The sequence below is a fragment of the Angustibacter sp. McL0619 genome, from assembly GCF_049994355.1.
Lineage (GTDB): Bacteria > Actinomycetota > Actinomycetes > Actinomycetales > Angustibacteraceae > Angustibacter.
Genome location: NZ_CP188257.1, coordinates 920,307 through 942,360 on the forward strand (window position 1 = coordinate 920,307; position 22,054 = coordinate 942,360).

A 22,054-nucleotide genomic window follows, 5' to 3' on the forward strand; every position below is an offset into this window, starting at 1 on the left:
GCCAGCGCGAAGTGTCACGCCAGCGCGAAGTGTGTGGCACTACTCGCGCCTGCGCAGGTGCCATCGGCGGGCCAGGGCGTCCAGGGCCTGGGTGGCTCGGGTGAGCGCCGCGTGGTTCGGCGGGCTCAGATCTCCTGGTGGTCCCGTGTTCCAGACCACATGTCCGTCAACGAGCTCGGCGCGGGCGCGGGTCGCGTGGACGTGACGGTGGTGGCGGCCGCAGAGCAGCGTCCCGTTCTCGACCGACGTTGCTCCACCCGCGCCGAACGGCACGATGTGGTGGGCCTGACACCAGGCGGGCGGTGCCTGGCACCCGGGGTAGCTGCAGTGCCGGTCACGGTGGGCGATCGCGGTTCGCTGACGGGGTGGGAACAGTCGCTGGGTGTCACCGACGTCGAGCGGGTTGCCGACGCCGTCGACGAGAATGGGCACGAGGTCGGCGTCGCAGGCGAGGTTGGCCAGCGCCTCGGAGCTGAGGGCCGTTCCGTCGGGCAGGGTGGCGGGCTGCAGCCCGTCCACCGGTCGGCCCTCGAGGGTCGCGGCCAACGTCGGTTGCGCCACGGTGACCACCACTCGGTAGGGGCTGCCATGGGTTTCCGGCAGCAGTCCCGGCGTGGCCACCACCGTGTCGGCGACCAGGTTGAGGGCGTCGTGACGGCGTTGGGCCGGTGTGCGCGGGTCGGGCGTGCCGTCCGCGGCCGGTCGGGGTGCGGACCAGGCGTCCAGGGCGGTGCGCAGGGCGGCGCCGCATTCGGGTGTCAGCGAACCCGTCAGGTGAACCATCCCGGAGTTCTCGGTCACCATGGTCAGCGCGCGCGCCCGTGCCCTGGCTCGTTCGTCGCGGGCCAGCCGAGCGTCCGCGTCCGGGTCCAGGCGCGCGGTGAGGTAGCTGGCGAGACTGTGGAGCCTGGGAGCGTCAAAGACCCTTGCCTGGTCCAGCAGGAAGTCCTGAGCCTCGTGCAGCGTCTCGGCGTCGATGGTCCCCGCCGGGACGCTCGGCGGGAGCAGTCCCTCGACAGTGCGGGACACCACGTCGACCTGGTCTGCCGCCAGCTCGCCGGTGAGCATGGCGTGCCGGGTCGGTGCAAGGTCGGCCGCCGTCGGGGTGCTGTAGAGCCGCTCGGCTCGCCGGGCCTGCCCGGCCGCCTGCCCGGGTGACATCGTCGGAACGACCTCGCGCAGCCAGTGCGCCAGCCGGCCGTGCCCGGACTTGGCCGGCAGTCCACGCGAGCCGGCGTCCGCGAGAAGTCGCGTCGAGTGCGCCGCGATCACCCGGGTGGCGTGCTCGAGCCCGGCGACGCTTGCGATGAGCTCCGCATCCGACAGCTGCCAGGACTCGGCCTGGGCCAGCTCGGCCACCGCAGAGATCGCGCGGGCAAGCGCAGCGGACTCGTCGTCTGCCGCCGTGCTGCCCGGGTCTGTGGTCATGTGGCCACGCTAGGGGTGGTCGCCGTCAGATCGCCTGTGCCACAGGAAACCTGTGGACGGTGGGACCAGCTGTGGACCCAGCCCTGTGGACGGCCGGGAACAATCCACAGCAAGAGCCGGTTGACCCCACAGAGTCATTAGCAAAGGTAATGAGGTACGCTAACAAGTGATGTCTTCCGCAGCCAGCCCCCCAACCCGCCGTCCGATCGCGTCCCTCGCGGTCGAGCTGCGGATGGCTGTCATGCGCACGTCCCGTCGCCTCCGCCAGGAGCGCAGCGTGGATGACGTGACCCCGGGGCAGTACTCGGTGCTGGCCGGTCTCGACGTGGTCGGACCGATGACTCCACGCGAGCTCGCCGTCCGCGAGAAGGTGCAGCCGCCGTCCATGACGCGCACGATCGCCGCGCTGGAGCAGCTCGGCCTCGTCGACCGGACCGACCACCCCTCCGACGGTCGCCAGGTCCTGGTCAGCCTCTCCGCGCATGGCGCGACCGTCGTCCGCGAGACGCGCAAACGCCGCGACGCCTGGTTCGCCAAGCGCCTCGCCGAGGCGACCCCCGCCGAGCGCGAGGTCCTCGCTCAGGCCGCTGTGATCCTCAACCGTCTGGCTGATTCGTGAGCCCGACCTTCCGCGCGCTGCGGACCTTCAACTACCGCGTCTGGGCCATGGGCGCCATCGTGTCGAACGTCGGCACCTGGATGCAACGCGTCGCCCAGGACTGGCTCGTGCTCACGGTGCTCACGGACCACTCGGCGGTCGCCGTCGGTATCACCACGGGTCTGCAGTTCGCCCCGATGGTGCTGCTTGCCCCGTTCGCCGGCCTGCTCGCCGACCGGGTGTCGAAGCGCAAGCTGCTGATCGGCACCCAGGCTGCGATGGGGCTGGTGGGCCTCGTGATGGGTCTGCTCGTGGTGACCGGCTCGGCACAGCTCTGGCAGGCCTACGCCCTCGCGTTCGCTCTCGGCATGGCGGCCGCAGTGGACTCGCCGGCCCGGCAGGCGTTCGTCAGCGAGATGGTGGCCCGCGAGGACCTGTCCAACGCGGTCGGCCTGAACAGCGCCTCGTTCAACGCGGCCCGGATCATCGGGCCCGGCCTGGCCGGGCTGCTGATCGCCTGGGTCGGCACTGGCCCGGTCTTCCTGATCAACGCCGCAACCTTCCTCGCGGTGATCGGGTCGCTGCTGCGGATGCGCGCCAGCGAGCTGACCCCGGCCGACCGCGCGCCACGCGGCAAGGGGCAGCTGCGCGAAGGCGTGCGCTACGTGCGCAACCGCCCCGACCTGATCCTGATCATGAGCATCGTCTGCCTGGTCGGCACGTTCGGGCTGAACTTCCAGATGACCACGGCGATCATGGCGACCGGCGCGTTCGGCAAGGGAGCGGGCGAGTACGGGCTGCTCGGTTCGATCATGGCCATCGGCTCGCTGGCCGGCGCGCTGCTGGCCGCGCGCCGCGAGCGCCCGCGGCTGCGGCTCGTCGTCGGAGCCACGTTCGCGTTCGGGGTGTTCGCCTCGATCTCGGCGCTGATGCCGACGTACGAGCTGTTCGCGCTCTCACTGATCCCGGTCGGCCTGTCCGCGTTGACCCTGATGACGAGCGCCAACGCCACGATGCAGCTGTCCGTCGCGCCGCAGATGCGCGGTCGGGTGATGGCCCTGTACATGGCGATCTTCATGGGTGGCACGCCGATCGGTGCACCGATCATCGGCTGGATCGGCGCCACCATGGGCCCGCGCTGGACGATCCTGTTCGGCGGTCTGGTTTCGCTCTCCACGGCTGTGGTGGCCGGCGTGTATGTGGCGCGCAAGCAGGAACTGCGGCTGAGCTACAGCCTGACGCAGACCCCGCGCCTGCAGGTGCGCCAGTCCCGGGCGGCGCGCGAGGTCGCCCGCGACCGGATGCTCGCAGATCAGGTCGCAGACACCCGCTCGGCTGCCTGAGCGCGGTACCGGCACGCACCTACAGTTGACCCCGTGACTCCCAGGACCAGGCGGCTCGTCGTCAGCGTCGCCCTCGCTTCGTTGGTCCTCGCGGCCCTGCTCGGTGCCTTGCTGCGCTGACGCCCGCCCCCCACGCCCCTACGGGGCGCCCGCGTGCGGCCTTCCGCCTGGCCCTCACCCAGGAACCCCATCAGCACCCGCAGCCCCACCCGTAGACAGAAGATCATCGCGGTGGGATAACTAGCGAGGGGACCGCTTCCCGGGTCGGGGGGTCGACATGAGCTCGGACGACGAGCAGCCGCCGCAGCCCCCCGCGCCCGAACAAGCCCCTCCCGAAGATCCGCCGCCCCAGCCGAAACCGCCACGTCGCAAAGTCACCGAGCTGCTCGACGTCCAGGCGCCGCCACCCGCGAGACCCGGGGACGAGTCCGAGCACGACCTGGTGGCGCGGGTGCGCTACCTCGCGTTCCGTCGTCCGGTGCTCAAGGCGGTCGTCGCCGCGGCGCTGCTCGCGCCCGCGGCCGGGCAGGACGTGCTTGAGGACGGCGACCGGCCCTTCGTGCTGCTGCTGTGCACCCTGGTCACCTGGCTGCTGCTGGTGGCCACCTTCCGGATCCGAGGCGGCCGTGGACCGACCGTGAAGACCAGTCCGAACGCCGGACAGGTGATGCGCGTCTGGTGCCTGGTCAGCCTGCTGGGTCTGCTGTCGTGCTGCGTCGCGGTGTTCGTGCGCTCGGCGGGAACGGCCGACGTGGCGCTGCTGCTGCAGGGGGTGGCGACCGCGGGGTCGTTCGCGGTGGTGTGGTGGGTCAGGCCGCGTCGCGACGACAAGTCCTACGACCCGAACGCGCCGCTGCCGCAACCGTCCGGCTACGAGGCGTTCATCCACGGCCAGAAGCAGGTTGCCCAGCCAACCACCCAGGCCCTGGACAGGGCCGAGGAGACGGCGCCCGAGCCGGCCATGCTGTTCCGCGGCACCGCGATCGCGTGCTCTGGTGGCGGCATCCGATCGGCCGCCTTCTGCCTGGGCGGGCTGCAGCGGCTGCGCGACTGCGATGAGCCGGGCACGTCGTTGTACGACGGGACCGACCGCGTGTACGCGGTCAGCGGTGGCGGCTACATCGCGACGGCGCTGCACATGGCCAGGCGCCACAGCGAGCAGGACGAGACGGTGCAGCAGACGATCTTCGCGCCCGGCTCTCCGGAGGAGGACTGGCTGCGGAGGCGTTCGAAGTTCCTGCTGCCGACCGGCTCGACGAGGATCTCGGGCGTCCTGTCGATCCTGTACGGGATCGCGGTGAACGTCACGCTGATCGGCGTCGGCCTCTACTGGGTGGCCCTGTACGTCGGCTGGGTGCACCAGCGGATCACGGTGGTCTGTCCGCAGCGCGGCCCGGACGGCGCGGCGACGTGCCTGAATGACGGTACGCAGGCGATGTTCGACAGCGGGCGGGGGACCGCGCACGGCGGATGGTTCTGGTTCGGCTGGGGCGTGCTGGTGCTCGGGCTGGGGATGTTCGTCCTGGCGAAGGTGCTGGCGAAGTACCGCGGCCGTGGGCGGTTGGCGCTGGCCAGCATGACCCAGACCATCGTCGGCATCGGCCTGGGCGTGGGTGCGCTGATCATCGTGCTGCCCTGGCTTGTCGTGGTGCTGAACAACGCGACGTTGGAGAACAAGCCGACGCAGACGGTCGCGCGGGTGATGGCGGCATCCCGACTGGCCACTCCAGCCGGCTGTCTGACCGCGGTGGAGAACGACTTCAGCACAGAGGCGGTGCTGGCCTGGGGTCGGGCAACTCCCAAGCAGCGCACCGACTCGGTGCCGTTCACCTACGGCGGGTGCGGCGGCAGCTGGACGGACGACGCGGTGGTGTTCGCTCCTGGCGGCACCGTGGCCCTGGGCCCGGAGGGCACCTGGTGCGACATGGACCCGCAGCGCCATCCGGTGCCCAGCTTCTGCGACGACCGGCCGGGCCGCGGTGCCAGTTCGCTGTCCGACACGCTCGCCTCGTGGCTGACCGCGGTGATCGCCTTGGCGGCCGGGGTCCGCAGCCTGCTGAAGGCCGGGCAGGCATCGGCTCCGATGACCCGGCGCGGCGCGGCGCTGGACGTGTTCCGCAGGCTCGTGGTGCCGTGGCTGGCCGGCGGCATCGTGGTCGTCGCCGCGTTCGTGGTGCTGCTCGTGCTGGTGCGGGACAACCTGCTGTTCCCCGAGCGGCTGGAGGCGTACCGGGTCGAGCTCTACGCCATCCTGGTGGTGCTGGCGATCCGGTTGTTCAGCGACGCCATGCTCAGCTCGCTGCACCCCTTCTACCGGGAGCGGCTCTCGGACGCTTTCCTGGTGTTCCGCAAGGACTCCCAGGCCCAGCCGCTGCCGTACAAGGTGCCGACCCATGTGGCTGACAACGGTGCGCTAAAGGGCCCGAACCTGGTCGTCTGCTGCACGGTCAACATCTCCGACCCGGACTACATCCCGGCGGCGCGGGGCTGTGCGCCGTTCCAGTTCCGCACCGGCCCTGGCGAGCTGGACGGAGAACCCGTCGAGCAGGGCCTGATCGGGATCAGCGACGCCAGGCTGCCGCAGGGCCGGATGCGACCCGCCGACGCGTACTCCGCGACGTCGGACCCGCAGGGGCTGGACACCACGGTGGCTGCGGCGATGGCGGCCAGCGCGGCCGCCTTCTCACCGGTGGTCGGCCGGATGAGCGGTCGGGTCCGCCCGTACCGGATGCTGCTGGCACTGGCCAACGCGCGTCTTGGCGTATGGCTGCCCAACCCGTACCTGGTGGACCCCAGGGCGAGCGTGCAGGCGGAGCCCCGGGACGGGAACGAGCGTCTGCTCTGGCTGTGGCGGCGGGCGGTGCGTCCCGGGCCGCTGCGGATCTTCCGCGAGGCGTTCGGCAGCATGACCATCGACGACACCCGGGTCTACGTCACCGACGGCGGCCACTACGACAACACGGCCATGGTGGAGGCGTTGCGGGACAGGCCTCGTACGCTGTTCGTGCTGGATGCGTCCGCCGACGCCGAGGACAGCCTCGACGCGCTCAGCGACGCGATCGTGACGGCCCGGATGGACCTCGGTCTGGTCGTCCGGCCTAGCCCGCCGACGGCCGCGGCGCTGCTGCGGCGCGACGCGGCGACCTCGACGAACGTGATCCCGCGCGGCGCGCAGACCGCGGTCTCGCTGCCGCAGCGGGCCAGCCAGGCCTGGATGCATCTACAGGTGTCCACGGTGCGCGACCCGGAGACGGTGGTCAGCGACGTCTGGTTCGTCAAGAACGTGCGCACCGCTGAGCCCAACCTCGAGATCGACGGCTACGCCGCGGACAACCCGGCGTTCCCGGTCACCTCGACCGGCAACCAGTTCTACGGCGAGTACGACTTCGAGGCGTACCGGTTGCTGGGCTACACCAACACCACGAAGATGCTGGACGCGTTCTCGCAGGCGACCGGCGCGCAGGACAACACAGCGCCGAAGAAGCCGGTCTGAGCGCCGATCCCGTTGCGCGACTAGGGCCGGTGGGTCGTCGTCGTGGTCGTGGTGGTGCTGGAGATCGTGGTGATGGTGCAGACCCGCACCCCGAGCACGTCGATGATGCAGGGCGTCGTGGTCGTCACGATCGGCGTGGGCAGCTGGACGACCCGGGTGACCACGGACGTCACCAGGCTCGCTGCGGACGACGCGGCGGACGACGCGGCGGACCCTAGCGATCCCACGGCGCCGGCGACGTTCGGCGCGGTCGTCGGTGCGGCAGCCGCGCCGTCCCCTCCTGAGCCACCGGTGCCGCCCGCGCGGCCAGGTCCACCGGCCGAACCGGCTGCGGTGGAACCGTTCTGGTTGCCCGACGCGGCTTGGCCGGCGCCCGCGGAGGGGGTCGCGGCCCGGGCTCCGGCCGCCTCGACGTCCGTGCCGGCCGTCGATCCCTGGTGCGCTGCAGGCAGGCTGGACGCCGGCAGGCTGGCGATCCCGTGCCGGTAGGCGTCCGCGATCGCGATCACGGTGCGCACGTAGCGATCGGAGTTGTTGTAGCGCAGCACTGCCTGGTAGAGGTCGTCGGGCTGGCGCAGGTCACCGGGGCCGCTGCAGAGGTAGATCGCGGTGCCGGTCGCGGCGTCGTTCAGATCCTGCGGGTCGCGTACGCCGTCCCCGTCGGCGTCCGCTCCGACGATCCGCCAGGTGCCCGGGATGAACTGCATCGGCCCGACGGCGCGGTCATACGTGGTGTCGCGGTCCCAGCGGCCGTTGTCGGTGTCCAGGATCCGCGCGGTGCCGTTGGCCCCGTTCAGCGGCAGGCCGATGATGCCCGGTCGGGCGATCCCGGCGGCGTCCAGTGTGTTGCCTGCGTAGCGGGCGTGGTCGCTCTCTACCCGCCCGATGGCGCCGACCAGCGCCCAGTCGATGCCGCAGGAAGGGTCGGCCTGCGAGACGAGCTTGGCCGCCAGTTGGTACGCGACCAGCGCGGCGCGCGGGATGCCGAGCTCGTCGAGGCGCACGGGCTGCGCGGTGCCGGCGCCGACCCTCGGCGGCAGCGCGAGCCCGGGCGCCAGCCCGGGGTCGGCGGCCTGCGGTCCGGACGTCGCGGGCTCGAGGCTGCTGGTCGTGCGGTCGGGCTGGGTGAGCGCCTGGTCCGGGACGGCAGGCAGCTCGATCCCATCGCCACCGGGACCGCCCGCCAGGGCCAGCGCGATCCCACTCGCCGTGAGCACGATCGCCGGCACCAGCGCGGCGGCCTGCCGCCACCTGATGCGGACGGTCCTGACCTGTCGGTGGGCACTCACGGCTGAAGCCTCCGTCGTCGTCTCGGCACACCCCACCCCCGGGGCTCGAACTGCCTAACGAGCGGGCGCGTCGAAGGTCACGCCATGATCAGCCATTTCGGGCGAAACCGCATTCGGGACGTGCTCGAGGACAGGCGCGACGACAGGCGCCGAGCGGTTCATTCGCGCCCACTCGGGCCGCAGCGCGGGCAGCGTGGTGGCCACGAAGTACACGACGCCGCAGACCAGCAGGGCGGGTCCGATGCCCAGCCTGGTGGCGAGCAGGCCGCCCACCAGCCCGCCGAACGGGATCAGCGACCACGCCAGGCTCGTCATCAGCGACATGACGCGAGCCCGCATGTGCTCGGGGATGCGCTCCATCTCGACCGCGCCGAGGATCGGGTTGATCACCCCGCAACCGAGGCCGCCGACGAACAGCACCACGAACACCACGACCAGCGGGACGTCGAAGCCCAGCACGGCGAACCGCGGCGCGCCGATCACGAAGAAGCCCACCGCGAAGGCGACCCGGCGGGGCATCCGGTGGCCGATGACGGCCGCGGTGAACGCGCCGATCACGGCACCGGTCGACAGCGCGGCCGCCGCGGCGCCCATCAGGCCCGCGCCGCCGCCACGGTGCTGGGCCCAGACCGCGATGAGCACGCCGCTCAGCGCGGCGTCCAGCAAGTTGGTGACCGCCACCATCGCGACGATCGAGCGCAGCAGTCCGTCGCTCCAGACGAACCGTGCACCGGCCCGTAGTCGCACCAGGTAGCTCTCGTCGTCCCCCGCGTCCGGGCCGGGCTCGCCGTCGGTGCCCTTGGCCGGCCGGGCCTCGCTGGGGCGCAGCGCGACCAGGAAGACCACGGCGGCGATCGCGAAGGTGGCGGCGTCCAGCGCGATGGCGGTGGCGGCGCCGACCGCGGTGACCAGCACGGCGGCGAGCAGCGGCCCGATCACCGAGGCGGCGCGGCTGATCCCGTCCTCGAGCCCCAGCACCCGCTCGTTCGGTTGGCCGGCGGCCTTGGCCACGGCGGGCGCCAGCACGTACTTCGCGCTGTCGCCGGGGCCACGGACCGCGCCGGCGACGGCGACCAGCGCCAGCAGGGTGGCGAAGTGCAGCAGGCCGGCCTGGTGCAGCACCGGGATCAGGCCCACAACGGCAACGCTGACGACGTCCGAGGTGATACTCATCCGCCGTGGCCCCACCCGGTCCGTGACCGGCCCGGACAGCCCTTGGGCCAGCACGTACGGCAGCATCTCGGCCATCGCGACGAGCCCGGTGCGGGTCGGCGAGCCGGTGGTCTGCAGCACGAACAGGGGCACGGCGATCATCGACAGCCGAGTGCCGACCAGCGAGATCCCGAAGGCGGTGAGCAGCGCGACCATCGGGCGCAGCGAACCGCGGGCCGGCGCCTCGCGCTCGATCGTGGTGGTCGACATCAGCTGTCCCCGGGGACTGGGAAGACGTTGAGCTGGACGTCGACGGCGCGCAGCGCCTCGCCGCCGTCGCTCGCGTCGTCCGGCGGGGGAGCGGGCAGCTCGTCGGCGCGCGGGTACTCGCCGACCAGCGCCCACATCCGGTCGGCCAGCTCGTCGGCCTGGTCCGGGGTCAGGCGCAACCGGATGTCGTTGAACGTGCCGGCCGACTGCCAGTGGCCGGGCAGCGCGACCTTCTCGTCCAGGTGGGCCTGCACCAGGTCGGCGGACATCCGGGTGACCGCGCGCAGGTAGGTCTCGGTGTTCGCGGCCAGCTCGGGGTCGCTGACGTAGGCGCCGACGTCCAGGGTGGTGGAGCGACTCGCCGACTTCCACCAGCGCTCGCGGCCCTGGCCGAGCTCTGGGTCCTCGACGATGAAGCCGTACTCGGCGAGCTGGCGCAGGTGGTAGCTGGTCGCCGCGCTGGACTGACCGAGCTTCTCGGCCAGGCCGGTGGCGGTGGCGGCACCGTCGCGGCGAAGCATGCCCAGGATGCGCACCCGCAGCGGGTGGGCCAGCCCACGCAAGGTGCGGGCGTCGAGGCGCAGCTCCTGGGGGTCCTGAGCCGGCTCGGTGCCTTCGGGGGTCTCGTTCATGGTGCCAAAGGTACTTTGCAAAGACTTCTTTGCCAAGACATCTTTGCAAAGAACTTTGGGGATGCCTTCTCTCCTGCTCTGATCAGCGATGATGTGCGAGTGCTCGAACTCGACGATGCCCTCGCCCAGCTGCGCTCGGACCTGTTGGACCCGCAGCGGCTGGTCCGCGCGGTCGCGGCCGGACGGCGGCGGACGGCGCACCCCAGCGTGGCCCGCGCCGAGCTGCGACCGGTTGACCTGAAGAGTGGACGGGTCCTGCAGGTGGTCACCCACGACGGCCGCAACGCCACCACTCGGAACACGCCCTACGGCGCGGCCGCCGCCACGGTGGACGCACTGCTGGCCGAGCCGTTCGGGAACTGGCACGTGGAGACCGTCGACGAGACCGTGCAGCTGCGGGTGACCAAGAAGGGCGCCGCGCAGGTGCACCGGGCGCCGGCCAGCCGCCGGGTGGTCGAGGTCCGCTCGCACGACCGGATCCGCCAACGGCTGCTCTCGCCGGACGACCCGCTGTTCGGGGCGCTCGGTGCGGACGGCGACAAGCGACGGCAGGTGGACGCCTTCCTGCGCCTGCTCGAGCCCTGCCTGGAGCGCGTGCCCACCGACCGTCCGGTGCGGGTGGTCGACCTCGGCTGCGGCAACGCCTACCTGACCTTCGCGGCCCACCGCTTCCTCGCGCAGCGGCTCGGCGACGTGCAGACCGTCGGGGTCGACATCCGGCCGGACGTGGTCGAGCGCAACACCCGGCTGGCGGCCGAGGCCGGCCTGGACGGGCTGAGCTTCCAGGTCGGGTCCATCGCGGACGCCGAGCCGTTCGACGGGACGCCGCCGGTCCTGGTGCTCGCGCTGCACGCCTGCGACACCGCCACCGACGACGCACTGGCCCGGGCCACCCGCTGGGGCACCCCGGTCGTCCTGGCCGCACCGTGCTGTCACCACGACGTGCAGCGTCAGCTCGCCGCCGGCCCCGGGGCACCGAACCCGTACGGCGCGATGGCCCGGCACCCGATCCTGCGCGAGCGCTTCGCCGACGTGCTGACCGACTCGCTGCGCGCCCTGGTGCTGCGGATGGTCGGCTACAAGGTGGACGTCGTGGAGTTCGTCGACTCCCGGCACACCCCGCGCAACGCGATGATCCGGGCGATCCGGACGCCGGCGCCGGTCAAGGCGACCCTGGTGGCCGAGTACCGGGCGCTGACCGCCGACTGGAACGTGCACCCAGCACTGGCCCGGCTGCTCGACCCCGAGGTCACCAAGGCGATGGCGCTGCCGCGTCGATGAGCCTGGTGCTCGCCTTGCCGGCCGCGATGCTGGCGGCGCTGCTGTCGTCGGCGCCCGCAGTGACGCAACCCGCCGTGACGCAGCCCGCGCCGGCGCCCAGCGGCAGGGTCGTCACCGTCACCGACCCGCGCATCACCGAGTCCAGCGGTCTGGCCGTCAGCCCAGTCCACCCGGACCTGGTCTGGACCGTGAACGACTCCGGCTCGGAGCCGCAGCTGTTCGCCGTCTCCACCCGCACGGGCCGCACCCGCGCGGTCGTGCGGCTGGCCGGGATCGACGTCCGGGACGTCGAGGCGCTGGCCGCCGGCCGGGACGAGCGCCACCGGCCGATGATCTGGGTCGGTGACATCGGCGACAACCGCGCGGTCCGCGACAGCGTCGTCCTGCGGCTGTTGCGTGAGCCCGACCAGGTGCGCTCGCAGACCGCGGCGGTGCACTCGCTCCGGGTCCGGTACCCCCGCGGTCCGGCGGACGCCGAGACCCTGGTCTGGCTGCCGGACGGACGGCTGCTGATCGTCACCAAGGCCCTGCTGTCGGCGCGGGTCTACCAGGTGCCGGCGTCCGCCGTGAGCCAGGTGCTGGCGGGCCGAGATGTGTCCATCCCCGTTGTGGCGCAACAGGTCGGAACCATAGCGCAGACTCTGGCCACCGACGGCTCGGCGCTGCCGGATGGCCGGTTCGTGGTTCGCGGCTACGAGTCCGCGACGGTGTACGCGTGGCACGGCGGTGCATCCGACAGTGCATCCGACAGCGGCTCCGACAGCGGGTTCGAGCCGGTCGAGCCGGTTGCGCTGCCCACCCAGCAGCAGGGCGAGGGCATCACCGTCGAAGCAGGCGGCGGCACAGCGCTGGTCTCCTCCGAGGGACTGCGCCAGCCCCTCTACCGGGTGGCGCTGCCAGGCCCCACCGGCTCAGTCCCCACCACCCCGGTGCCCATCAGCCCGGTGCCCACCAGCCCCGGACCCTCGGGCAGCGCGTCGCAACCCGGCTCCACTCCGACTCGAGCAGGGGCCTCCAGCGACAGCGCGGGAAGGCAGTGGGGTGCCCCTGCGCTACTCGGCGGCGGCGCGCTGGCCGCCGCGCTCGCCTTGGGGGCGCTGGCGGTCAGAGGTGCTCGACGACGTACTCGACGCAGCCGGTGAGCGCCTGGACGTCGTCCGGCTCGATCGCCGGGAACATCGCGATCCGCAGCTGGTTGCGGCCGAGCTTGCGGTAGGGCTCGACGTCCACGATCCCGTTGTGCCGCAACGTGCTCGCCACTCTCGCCGCGTCGACGGCGTCGTCGAAGTCGATGGTCGCCACCACCGCTGATCGGTGCTCGGGATCGGCGACGAAGGGGGTGGTGTACGACGTCCGCTCGGCCCAGCCGTACAGCCGGGTCGCCGAGTCGGCGCTGCGTGCGGTCGACCAGGCCAGGCCGCCGTTGTCCGACAGCCACCGGATCTGCTCCTCCATCATCAGCAACGTGCCGATCGCCGGGGTGTTGTAGGTCTGGTCCAACCGGCTGTTGGTCACTGCGGTCATCAGGTCCAGCCCGGCCGGGATCCACCGCTCGCTCGCCGCGATCTGCTCGGCGCGGGTCACCGCCTCGGGCGACACGAACGCCAGCCACAGACCGCCGTCCGAGGCGAAACCCTTCTGCGGCGCGAAGTAGTAGACGTCACACGCAGCGACATCCACGGCCAAACCGGCGGCGGCCGAGGTGCCGTCCACCACGAGCAGAGGGCCGCCGTCCCGGCTGTGCGCCGTGCCTGGGACGCGCTCGACCGGCACCCAGACGCCCGTGGAGGTCTCGTTGTGCGGCCAGGCGATCACGTCCACCTCGTCGGCCGCCGAGGGAGCGGACAGCGCGGGCCGGCTGCCCGGGGCCGACCGAACCACCAGCGGATCCTCGAGAAAGGGCGCTGCCGTCGTCGTCGCCGCGAACTTCGCGGAGAACTCGCCGAGCACCAGGTGCTGGGCGCGATGGCTGACCAGGCAGCTGGTGGCGACATCCCAGAACAGCGTCGACCCGCCGTTGCCGAGCACCACCTCGTAGCCGTCCGGCAGCGCGAACAGCTCACGCAGCCCTGCCCGCACCCGGCCGACCAGCTCGCGCACCGGTGCCTGCCGGTGCGAGGTGCCGAGCAGCGTGCGACCCGCGTCGGCGACCGCCTGGGCCTGCTGGCGGCGGACCTTGCTCGGCCCGGAGCCGAACCGTCCGTCGGCGGGCAGCAGGTGCTTGGGGATCGTCAGCGTCACGTCGCGCAGTCTCCCAGACGGCCTGTCGTTGATCACGTTAGGTGTGCGTACGCCTGCTTCTGCAGGGCTGCACGCCTCGAGAAGTAGACCTTCGCCCACCTAACGTGATCAACAGCAGCGGCGGGCCAGCGGCGCAGCGGGGCTCAGCGGTGCGAGACGGCCTCGCTCCAGCCGGTCACGTCCTGGGGCAGCCGCGGACCCGGGCCGATGTAGCGCGCGCTCGGCCGGATCAGCCGCCCGGTGCGCTTCTGCTCCAGCACGTGCGCCGACCAGCCGGCGGTGCGCGCGCAGGTGAACATCGGTGTGAACATCGACGCCGGCACGTGCGCGAAGTCCAGGACCACCGCAGCCCAGAACTCCACGTTGGTGGCCAGCACGCGGTCCGGACGTCGGGAGTGCAGCTCGTCCAGCGCGGCCTTCTCCAGCGCGGCGGCGACCTCGAACCGCGGCGCACCCAGGCGCTCTGCGGTCGAGCGCAGCACCCGGGCGCGGGGGTCCTCGGCGCGGTAGACCCGGTGCCCGAAACCCATCAGCCGCTCGCCGCGGTCCAGCACTCCGCGCACGTAGGCGCCGGCGTCGTCGGTCTTCTCCACGCCCTCGATCATGTGCAGCACGCGCGATGGGGCGCCGCCGTGCAGCGGACCGCTCATCGCGCCAACCGCACCGGACAAGCAGGCCGCCACGTCCGCGCCGGTCGAGGCGATCACCCGGGCGGTGAAGGTCGAGGCGTTCATGCCGTGCTCGGCGGCGGAGACCCAGTACGCGTCCACGGCCTCGACGTGGCGCGGGTCGGGTTCGCCGCGCCAGCGGATCATGAACCGCTCGACGATGGTGTGCGCGCGGTCCACCTCGCGCTGCGGGACCATCGGCAGCTCCTGCCCGCGGGCGGACTGCGCGATGAACGACAGCGCCATCACCGACGCCCGGGCCAGGTCCTCGCGGCACTGCTCGGCGTCGATGTCCAGCAGCGGCCGGTAGCCCCAGATCGGCGCCAGCTGGGCCAGTGCGCTCTGCACGTCGACCCGCACGTCGCCGGTGTGCACCGGAAGCGGGAACGGCTCGGCCGGCGGCAGTCCGGGGTTGAACTCGTCGTCCACCAGCAGGCCCCACACGTTGCCGAAGGAGACCTTCCCGACGAGGTCGTTGATGTCGATGCCCCGGTAGCGCAGTGCCCCGCCCTCGCGATCGGGCTCGGCGATCTCGCTCTCGAACGCGATCACGCCTTCGAGGCCTGGACGGAACGTCGTGTCGGCGTCGGTCATGACGCTCCTCCCACTCGTCGTCGAGCGTGTTCGTCGAGCCAGTTCGTCGAGCCTGTTCGTCGAGCCTGTCGGACGGCGCGCCAGTGAGCCGGTCGTCCGCGGACATTCTGCACCTACCGACTGGTACGGCGACCAGTGGGCACCGGCGCGGAGCCCTAGGCTCGGCGGGTGAGCGAGCGGAAGGTGGTCGACCCGATGGCGCGGCTGGACTACGACGGTGAGCTGATCGGCGTCGACGTCTCTCCTGGTGGTGCAGGTGCGCCGCTGGCCTGGATCGAGCGCTGGTACGCCGAGGCGCAGGCTGACCCGCGGGTCAGCGAGCCGGCCGCGATGGTGGTGGCCACCGTGGACGCCGACGGCGTGCCGGACGCGCGCACGGTGCTGCTCAAGGGCCTGTCGGCGAACGGCTTGACCTTCTACACCAACACTCGCTCGGCCAAGGGCCACCAGCTGGTCTCCAACCCGCGGGCCGCGCTGGTGCTGCTCTGGCACCCCATGTACCGGCAGATCCGGGTGCGCGGGCCAGTCGAGCCCACGTCGCCGCAGGACGCCGCCGGCTACTTCGCCACCCGTCCGCGCGGTTCGCAGGTGGCCACCCGAGCCTCCCGGCAGTCCCAGCCGATCGGCTCGCGGGCCGACCTGGAGGCGAAGGTCGCCGCCGAGCAGGCACGCTGGCCGGACACCGGCTCGCCGGACGACGTCCCGGCCCCGTCCACCTGGGGCGGCTACCTGGTCCGCCCGGACGTCGTGGAGCTGTGGGTCGGCCAGCGCAACCGGCTGCATGACCGGCTGGTCTTCCAACGGTGCGGCGACGGCGGACTGGACCACGCGCCGTCCTGGCGGACCAGCCGTCTGCAACCCTAGGCGGCGGAAGGAGTTCACATGCCCCCAGCGCTCCCGCAGCTCGACGGCGCGGTGCTGCTCACCGACTCCGGCCTCGAGACGGACCTGATCTTCCACCACGACGTCGACCTGCCGGCGTTCGCCGCCTTCACCCTGCTGCGCACCGATGAGGGCCGCGAGCTGCTCGAGCAGTACTTCCGCGAGCACCTGCGAACCGCTGCGGCACATGGCTTCGGCATCATCCTGGAGACCCCGACCTGGCGGGCCAGCTCGGGCTGGGCGCCGCAGGTCGGCTGGTCGGTCGCGGATGTCGTCCGGGCCAACCGCGAGGCCTTCGACCTGGTCGCCGCCGTTCGTGACTCGGTTCGTGAGTTGGTGTCCGACCAGGCCGGGCCGTGCGTGATCAGCGGATGTGCCGGCCCTCGTGGCGACGGATACGTGGTGACCGAGCGGATGACCGGCCAGCAGGCGCGGATCTACCACCAGGCGCAGGTCGAGGCCTTCGCCGAGACCGACGTCGCGCTGGTCAGTCTGCTCACCATCAGCTACCCCGAGGAGGCGATCGGGTTCGTGCAGGCCGCGGCGGACGCCGGCGTCCCGTCCGTCGCCTCATTCACCGTCGAGGTGGACGGCCGGCTGCCGGATGGCACCCCCCTGGGCGAGGCGATCACCGCGGTGGACGACGCGACCGACGGCTACGCCGCCTACTTCATGGTCAACTGCGCCCACCCCGAGCACATCGGGCCAGCCCTGGACCCGACGGCGGTCTGGGCCCCGCGGCTGGTCGGGGTGCGAGCCAACGCCTCCACCCGCAGCCACGCCGAGCTGGACGAGGCCACCGAGCTGGACGACGGCGACCCGGTCATGCTGGCGGCCGAGCTGCTCGCGCTGCGGGCCGCCATGCCCGCGGTGAGCGTGCTCGGCGGGTGCTGCGGGACCGACGTCCGGCACATCGACGCGCTCGGTGCTGCGCTGCGGGGTTGAGCTGCGGGGTTGAGCTGCGGTATTGAGCTGCATCCCGGTCGGCGCGTCCGGATGTCGGGACTACTCACGGGTATGTTTGCCGCGCCGGCGCGGCGACCCTCTACCGTTGTAGGGGTTACATCCATCGCGGGCGTCAGAGTCGCCGCCCGTCGGCCCGGTTCCTCGGGCCGCCGGCGACAGGAAGCCTCATGAACGTGCACCGCGTCGTCCACGACGTCACGGAACGGATCGCCGCGCGTAGCCGAGACACGCGCGCGCAGTACCTCGACCAGCTCGAGCGGGCCCGCGCGAACCCTTCGCGCCGGTCCAACCTGGGCTGCAGCAACCTCGCGCACGCCGTCGCCGCCTGTGGCACCAGCGACCGCGCAGCGCTGACCACCGACGACGGCGCCAGCATCGCCATCGTCACCGCCTACAACGACATGCTCTCGGCGCACGCGCCGTACGAGACCTACCCGCAGCAGATCAAGGCCGCCGCGCAGCGGGCGGGGGCCGTGGCTCGCGTCGCGGGTGGGGTGCCGGCCATGTGCGACGGCATCACCCAGGGCCGCGAGGGCATGGAGCTCAGCCTGTTCAGCCGCGACGTCATCGCGATGTCGACCGCGATAGCGCTGTCCCACGACGTGTTCGACGCCGCGCTGATGCTCGGTGTCTGCGACAAGATCGTGCCCGGCCTGGTGGCCGGCGCGCTCGCCTTCGGCCACCTCCCGACCGCGTTCGTGCCGGCCGGGCCGATGGCCAGCGGGCTGCCCAACGCCGACAAGGCCGCGGTCCGACGGGCGGCCGCTGAGGGGACGGTCGGACGGCCGCAGCTGCTGGCGGCGGAGGTGGCCAGCTACCACTCGCCGGGCACGTGCACGTTCTACGGGACGGCGAACTCCAACCAGCTGCTGATGGACGTGATGGGTCTGCACCTGCCGGGCGCCGCGTTCGTGCACCCGGACCACCCGCTGCGGGCTGCGCTGACCGAGGCCGCCACGCAGCGGGTCGCACAGATCGCCACCAGCGCGGCGCCGTACGGCATCGGGGACGTCGTCGACGAGCGCTGCGTGGTCAACGGCGCGGTCGCGCTGCTGGCCACCGGTGGCTCGACCAACCACACCATGCACCTGGTCTCGATGGCCGCGGCCGCGGGCGTGCAGCTGACCTGGGAGGACCTGGACGACCTGTCCGCGGTCGTCCCGCTGTGCACCCGGCTCTACCCGAGCGGTACCGCCGACGTGAACGACTTCCACGCCGCGGGCGGCACCCCCTTCCTGGTCGGCACCCTGATGGACGCCGGCCTGCTGCACGGCGACGTCCGCACGCTCGCCGGGCACGACCTGTTCCGCTACCGGCAGACGCCGGTGCTGGACGACGACGGGCTGCTGACCTGGGTCGATGCGCCGGCGGTCAGCGGCGACCTCGACGTGCTGCGCCCGGCGTCCGCGCCGTTCTCGCCGGACGGCGGGCTGCGGGTGCTGCGGGGATCGCTGGGGCACGCAGTGGTCAAGACCTCCGCGGTGGCCGCCGAGCACCGCGTGATCGAGGCTCCCGCACGGGTGTTCACCGACCAGACCGCGGTGCTGGAGGCGTTCTCGCGCCGGGAGCTGGACCGCGACGTCGTGGTCGTCGTGCGCGACCAGGGGCCGTCGGCCAACGGGATGCCCGAGCTGCACCAGCTGACCCCGTCACTGTCCGTCCTGCAGAGGCGCGGGCACCAGGTCGCGCTGCTCACCGACGGCCGGATGTCCGGTGCGTCAGGGGCCGTGCCGGCCGCGATCCACGTCACCCCCGAGTCGGTGCACGGCGGCCCGATCTCCCGGCTGCGCGACGGTGACGTCGTCCGGATCGACTGCGAGACAGGTACTCTGGAGGTGCTGGTCGACCCGACCGAGTTCGCGGGCCGGCCGGCCGCCCCGCCGTCCCACCAGGACGAGCGAGGGGTCGGTCGCGAGCTGTTCGGCGCGCTGCGCCGGGCGGTCGGTCGCGCTGACCAGGGAGCGCACGTGTTCGGAACCCTTGCGCCGCAAGGGGTCAACCTCCAAGAGAGCGCACGGTGACCGGCATGACGCACAGCATCGTCGCCCCCTCGCTGCACGACCTGCTGGGCATCGCGCCGGTCGTGCCGGTGGTCGTGGTGAACGAGGTCGCGGACGCCGTCCCGCTGGCCCAGGCCCTGCTGCGCGGCGGGATCGGGATCGTTGAGATCACCCTGCGCACGGCCGCCGGGCTGGGGGCCATCGAGCGGGTCGCCGCCGAGGTGCCGGGCATGGTGGTCGGGGCCGGCACCGTGGTGACCCCGGCCCAGGTGGAGGCGGTGACCGCGGCCGGCGCGCAGTTCCTGGTCACGCCCGGCTCGCCGGACCGGGTGCTGAACGCCGCGCTGGCCACCGGGGTGCCGCTGTTGGCCGGGGCCAGCACGATCACCGAGATGATGCGGCTCGCTGAGCACGGGCTCGAGGCGATGAAGTTCTTCCCGGCCGAGGCCAGTGGCGGGCGGGACTACCTGGCCGCCGTGGCCGGCCCGCTGCCGCACCTGCGGTTCTGCCCGACCGGCGGCATCACCGCGGTCACCGCGCCGAGCTACCTGGCGCTGCCGTCCGTGGCCTGCGTCGGTGGCTCCTGGATCACTCCGAAGGACGCCATCGCCGAAGGGGCGTGGAACGTGGTCGAAGCGTTGGCCCGGGACACCGCTGCCTTGCGCTGAGGGTTCCGGCCGCCGCGCCGGGCAGACCTTCGGTCGGCTCTCGCAAGCTCGTTTGACGCCGACCTTCGGTCTGTCCGGCGCGGCGGCCTGCGGCCTCGCGCGGGCGGGGGTCCGGCGGGGTGGGGTCCTAGACGGCGAGGGGTCCGGGTGGGGGAATGCCGTTGCGGGGGGCGGGGGCGCGACGTACGGTTTCGGCACACGGGAAAGGAGGTGGTCCGATAGTGATTTCACAACGGACGCGTGAGGTGGCTACCCGCTAGCCGCTCGTCGACTTGGACGGGCTCTTCGATCCCACCAAGAACGCCGACGCTCTCGGGCGTTGACGGCTGGCGAGATCCTGGCAGTCACCGTTGGCCCGCAGGAGCCGCGCCCCGTCCAGCGCGGCAGGCCCTCAACCGGAGGGTCGGCCTGCGGGCCTCTGCCTGCCCAGCCCTGGCTCGGACGGCCGCGGCTCAGGCCAGCGGCACGGTCAGCACCGGCGTCGTGGTCGGCTGCTCGGACCCTCCCGACGGTTCCACCGTGACGCCGAGCTGCGCGTCCGGGCCGAGGCCGGTGGCCAGCAGCGGCTGGGACCCATCGATCAACCCGACCGACCGGGCGCCGTCCTGCAGCACCCACAGTTGCAGCACGTGGTCGGCGTCCACCGCAGGCAGGTTCTGCCCGACGAACACCGCCTCGCCCTTGGACGGCGACACGATCACCTTGGCGCTGTCGCCTGCGTCCACCTGCTTGGCGTCCGGAGCCGCGATCACCTGGGACATCTGGGTGGCCAGCTGCTGCGACTGCTCGGCCTGCTGGTGCTCATGAACCGCGATCGCGCCGAGACCGCCGGCGATCACCAGCAGAGCGGCCGCCACGGCCACCAAGGCGCGGGACGTGACCCGGGCTCGGCGGAGCATCGACTGGACGCGGCTGGGGTCCTGTGCGGGGTCGGCCAGCGGCGGCAGCTGGCGGGTGGTGCGCACCCGTGCCATCACCGCGTCGTGCAGCGACGCCGGCACGGCGGTCAGCTCGGCCAGTCCGAGCGTCGCGCCCACGGCGCGCAGCCCGCGCACCTCGTCGGTGCAGGCGTCGCACTCGCGCAGGTGCTCCTCGAACTGGCGGCGCTCCAGGTCGTCCAGCGCGTCAACCGCGTACGCGCCGGTGAGGGTGTGCAGGTCGGGGCTCACGCCGTCACCCCCAGGCAGTCGCGCAGCCGGATCAGGCCGTCCCGCAGCCTGGTCTTCACCGTGCCCAGCGGGGCGTCCACCAGCTCGGCGACCTCGCGGTACGTGTAGCCGCCGTAGTAGGCGAGCTGGACGGACTCGCGCTGCAACGCAGTCAGGCCACCGAGGCACCGGCGCACGGCCTGCTGCTCCATTCGCACCTCGACCTCCTCGGCCACCTCGTCGTACTCGCGGACGTGGTCGCGCCGTCCGACCTTCTCTTCGCGGGTCCGCGACGCGTGCGCCGAGCGCACCCGGTCCACCGCCCTGGCGTGCGCCATGGTCATGATCCAGGCCGTCGCGCTGCCGCGGTCGGGGTCGAACCGGGTCGCGGTGCGCCACACCTCGACCAGGACCTCCTGCGCCACCTCCTCGGACTGCGCAGGGTCGCGCAGCACCCGGCGCACCAGGCCGAGCACCGGCCCGCTGACCCGCCGGAACAGCTCCTCGAAGGCGGACTCGTCGCCGCGGGCCACCTGGGACACGACGGCCTCGAGCGGGAGCGACGCGTCGTCCGTGCCCGGGGACGAGTCGTCGCCCACCGCGCTGAGGCGTCGTTGGCCGGAGTCCATCCGGGCCCCTCTCCTGAGCCGAACCACGGGTCACCCCCTCTTCGGCGCCGGCGCGCACCCGGATTGGTGGTCGCCCGGGCAGAAGACTCGCACCTTTCGCGGTCCGGCGGGCTCAGACCGCGGTGACCACGTCGTCCAGTTCGAGCCGCGGGTTGCGCGGGAACCAAGCGTCCGGGCCGGGGTGGCCGATGTTGACCACGGCCAGTACGCGCTGACCGGTTCCGGCGAAGAACTCCTGCTCGAGCCCGGCGGCGTCGAAGCCGGCCATCGGCCCCGCGGACAGCCCGGCCGCCCGCACCCCGAGGATGAAGTAGCCGACCTGCAGCGAGGCGTTGAACCGACCGGTGCGCTCACGGACCTCGGCATCGGCGAACGCGTCCTTGGCGCCGGGGAAGTGCGGGAACGTGCGGGGCAGGTGCTCGTGGAAGTCGGTGTCCGCGGTCAGGACCGCGACCAGCGGCGCCGCGGCCGTCTTGGCGCGGTTGCCCTCGGCCATGTGGCCGAGCAGGCGCTCGCGGCCGTCGGGGCTGCGCACCACGGTGACTCGCATGGGCTGGCTGTTCATCGCGGTGGGAGCCCAGCGGACGAGGTCGTAGATCGCCGCGACCTGGTCGTCCGTCACCGGTTCGTCGGTGAAGGTGTTGGCGGTGCGCGCCGACCGGAAGAGCAGGTCCTGGGCGTCCCTCGACAGCTCGAGGACGTCGGCGAGGTCGCTCTGCAGGGTGACGGACTCGTTCAGGGTTGACGTCATAGTTGGTTGAACTATCAATAA

Annotated in this window: 18 protein-coding genes; 9 read left to right on the top strand and 9 right to left on the bottom strand. The window is 72.3% G+C overall.

Annotation, left to right across the window (positions count from 1 at the left end; genetic code table 11):
- Positions 1 to 39 precede the first annotated feature (39 nt).
- A complete protein-coding gene (locus ACPPVT_RS03905) occupies positions 40 to 1,428 on the bottom strand; it encodes a DUF222 domain-containing protein (protein ID WP_426565665.1) in 1,389 nt (462 codons plus the stop codon).
- 277 nt (positions 1,429 to 1,705) lie between these two features.
- Between ACPPVT_RS03905 and ACPPVT_RS03910 the strand changes: the two genes are divergently transcribed.
- The 3 genes from ACPPVT_RS03910 to ACPPVT_RS03920 all read left to right on the top strand — a co-directional run bounded on the left by ACPPVT_RS03910 (position 1,706) and on the right by ACPPVT_RS03920 (position 6,862).
- Positions 1,706 to 2,047 carry a MarR family winged helix-turn-helix transcriptional regulator gene (locus ACPPVT_RS03910; RefSeq protein WP_426565667.1) on the top strand — a complete coding sequence of 114 codons (342 nt, stop codon included), beginning with the start codon at positions 1,706 to 1,708 and terminating at the stop codon, positions 2,045 to 2,047.
- Positions 2,044 to 3,369 carry an MFS transporter gene (locus ACPPVT_RS03915; RefSeq protein ID WP_426565669.1) on the top strand — a complete coding sequence of 442 codons (1,326 nt, stop codon included), beginning with the start codon at positions 2,044 to 2,046 and terminating at the stop codon, positions 3,367 to 3,369. The genes ACPPVT_RS03910 and ACPPVT_RS03915 overlap by 4 nt, the downstream gene beginning before the upstream one ends.
- Positions 3,370 to 3,646: 277 nt before the next feature.
- Positions 3,647 to 6,862 (top strand): hypothetical protein, encoded by a 3,216-nt coding sequence (locus ACPPVT_RS03920; protein ID WP_426565671.1) that lies wholly within the window; start codon positions 3,647 to 3,649, stop codon positions 6,860 to 6,862.
- A gap of 20 nt (positions 6,863 to 6,882) precedes the next feature.
- On the opposite strand, the gene ACPPVT_RS03925 is transcribed toward ACPPVT_RS03920, so the two are convergent.
- The 3 genes from ACPPVT_RS03925 to ACPPVT_RS03935 are packed head-to-tail and all read right to left on the bottom strand — an operon-like array spanning position 6,883 to position 10,205.
- Positions 6,883 to 8,151: a lytic transglycosylase domain-containing protein gene (locus ACPPVT_RS03925; RefSeq protein ID WP_426565673.1), complete on the bottom strand. Its 1,269-nt coding sequence runs from the start codon at positions 8,149 to 8,151 to the stop codon at positions 6,883 to 6,885.
- A 54-nt stretch (positions 8,152 to 8,205) separates the two neighbouring features.
- Entirely contained in the window at positions 8,206 to 9,573 is a 1,368-nt protein-coding gene (locus ACPPVT_RS03930) for an MFS transporter (RefSeq protein WP_426565675.1), read from the bottom strand.
- Positions 9,573 to 10,205 carry an ArsR/SmtB family transcription factor gene (locus ACPPVT_RS03935; RefSeq protein WP_426565677.1) on the bottom strand — a complete coding sequence of 211 codons (633 nt, stop codon included), beginning with the start codon at positions 10,203 to 10,205 and terminating at the stop codon, positions 9,573 to 9,575. The genes ACPPVT_RS03930 and ACPPVT_RS03935 overlap by 1 nt, the downstream gene beginning before the upstream one ends.
- A 99-nt stretch (positions 10,206 to 10,304) precedes the next feature.
- Here ACPPVT_RS03935 and ACPPVT_RS03940 point away from each other — a divergent pair, with 99 nt between their 5' ends.
- Together ACPPVT_RS03940 and ACPPVT_RS03945 are read left to right on the top strand one after the other, a co-directional pair.
- Positions 10,305 to 11,486 carry a class I SAM-dependent methyltransferase gene (locus ACPPVT_RS03940; RefSeq protein ID WP_426565679.1) on the top strand — a complete coding sequence of 394 codons (1,182 nt, stop codon included), beginning with the start codon at positions 10,305 to 10,307 and terminating at the stop codon, positions 11,484 to 11,486.
- Positions 11,483 to 12,628 (top strand): hypothetical protein, encoded by a 1,146-nt coding sequence (locus ACPPVT_RS03945; protein ID WP_426565681.1) that lies wholly within the window; start codon positions 11,483 to 11,485, stop codon positions 12,626 to 12,628. Before ACPPVT_RS03940 ends, ACPPVT_RS03945 begins: the two co-directional genes overlap by 4 nt.
- On the opposite strand, the gene serC is transcribed toward ACPPVT_RS03945, so the two are convergent.
- Both serC and ACPPVT_RS03955 read right to left on the bottom strand, forming a co-directional pair.
- The gene (serC, locus tag ACPPVT_RS03950) at positions 12,591 to 13,721 is read right to left on the bottom strand and encodes a phosphoserine transaminase (protein WP_426567044.1); all 1,131 of its coding nucleotides are present in this window, start codon (positions 13,719 to 13,721) and stop codon (positions 12,591 to 12,593) included. The genes ACPPVT_RS03945 and serC overlap by 38 nt on opposite strands.
- A gap of 149 nt (positions 13,722 to 13,870) precedes the next feature.
- A complete protein-coding gene (locus ACPPVT_RS03955) occupies positions 13,871 to 14,989 on the bottom strand; it encodes a citrate synthase 2 (RefSeq protein WP_426565683.1) in 1,119 nt (372 codons plus the stop codon).
- A 168-nt stretch (positions 14,990 to 15,157) separates the two neighbouring features.
- Here ACPPVT_RS03955 and pdxH point away from each other — a divergent pair, with 168 nt between their 5' ends.
- From pdxH to eda, 4 genes are all read left to right on the top strand, one after another.
- Positions 15,158 to 15,853, top strand: a complete 696-nt coding sequence (pdxH, locus tag ACPPVT_RS03960) for a pyridoxamine 5'-phosphate oxidase (RefSeq protein WP_426565685.1) — start codon at positions 15,158 to 15,160, stop codon at positions 15,851 to 15,853.
- An 18-nt stretch (positions 15,854 to 15,871) separates the two neighbouring features.
- Complete coding sequence (locus tag ACPPVT_RS03965) at positions 15,872 to 16,816, top strand: homocysteine S-methyltransferase family protein (protein WP_426565687.1); 945 nt, start codon at positions 15,872 to 15,874, stop codon at positions 16,814 to 16,816.
- Positions 16,817 to 17,004: 188 nt separating this feature from the next.
- Positions 17,005 to 18,858 (top strand): phosphogluconate dehydratase, encoded by a 1,854-nt coding sequence (gene edd / locus ACPPVT_RS03970; protein WP_426565689.1) that lies wholly within the window; start codon positions 17,005 to 17,007, stop codon positions 18,856 to 18,858.
- Between the two features lie 5 nt (positions 18,859 to 18,863).
- Positions 18,864 to 19,505, top strand: coding sequence for a bifunctional 4-hydroxy-2-oxoglutarate aldolase/2-dehydro-3-deoxy-phosphogluconate aldolase (gene eda, locus ACPPVT_RS03975; RefSeq protein WP_426565691.1), 642 nt, complete (start codon positions 18,864 to 18,866; stop codon positions 19,503 to 19,505).
- A 452-nt stretch (positions 19,506 to 19,957) separates the two neighbouring features.
- On the opposite strand, the gene ACPPVT_RS03980 is transcribed toward eda, so the two are convergent.
- The 3 genes from ACPPVT_RS03980 to ACPPVT_RS03990 all read right to left on the bottom strand — a co-directional run bounded on the left by ACPPVT_RS03980 (position 19,958) and on the right by ACPPVT_RS03990 (position 22,033).
- A complete protein-coding gene (locus tag ACPPVT_RS03980) occupies positions 19,958 to 20,674 on the bottom strand; it encodes an anti-sigma factor (protein WP_426565693.1) in 717 nt (238 codons plus the stop codon).
- The gene (gene sigK, locus ACPPVT_RS03985) at positions 20,671 to 21,282 is read right to left on the bottom strand and encodes an ECF RNA polymerase sigma factor SigK (RefSeq protein ID WP_426565695.1); all 612 of its coding nucleotides are present in this window, start codon (positions 21,280 to 21,282) and stop codon (positions 20,671 to 20,673) included. The genes ACPPVT_RS03980 and sigK overlap by 4 nt, the downstream gene beginning before the upstream one ends.
- Before the next feature lie 112 nt (positions 21,283 to 21,394).
- Entirely contained in the window at positions 21,395 to 22,033 is a 639-nt protein-coding gene (locus tag ACPPVT_RS03990) for a malonic semialdehyde reductase (protein WP_426565697.1), read from the bottom strand.
- Positions 22,034 to 22,054: the final 21 nt, after the last annotated feature.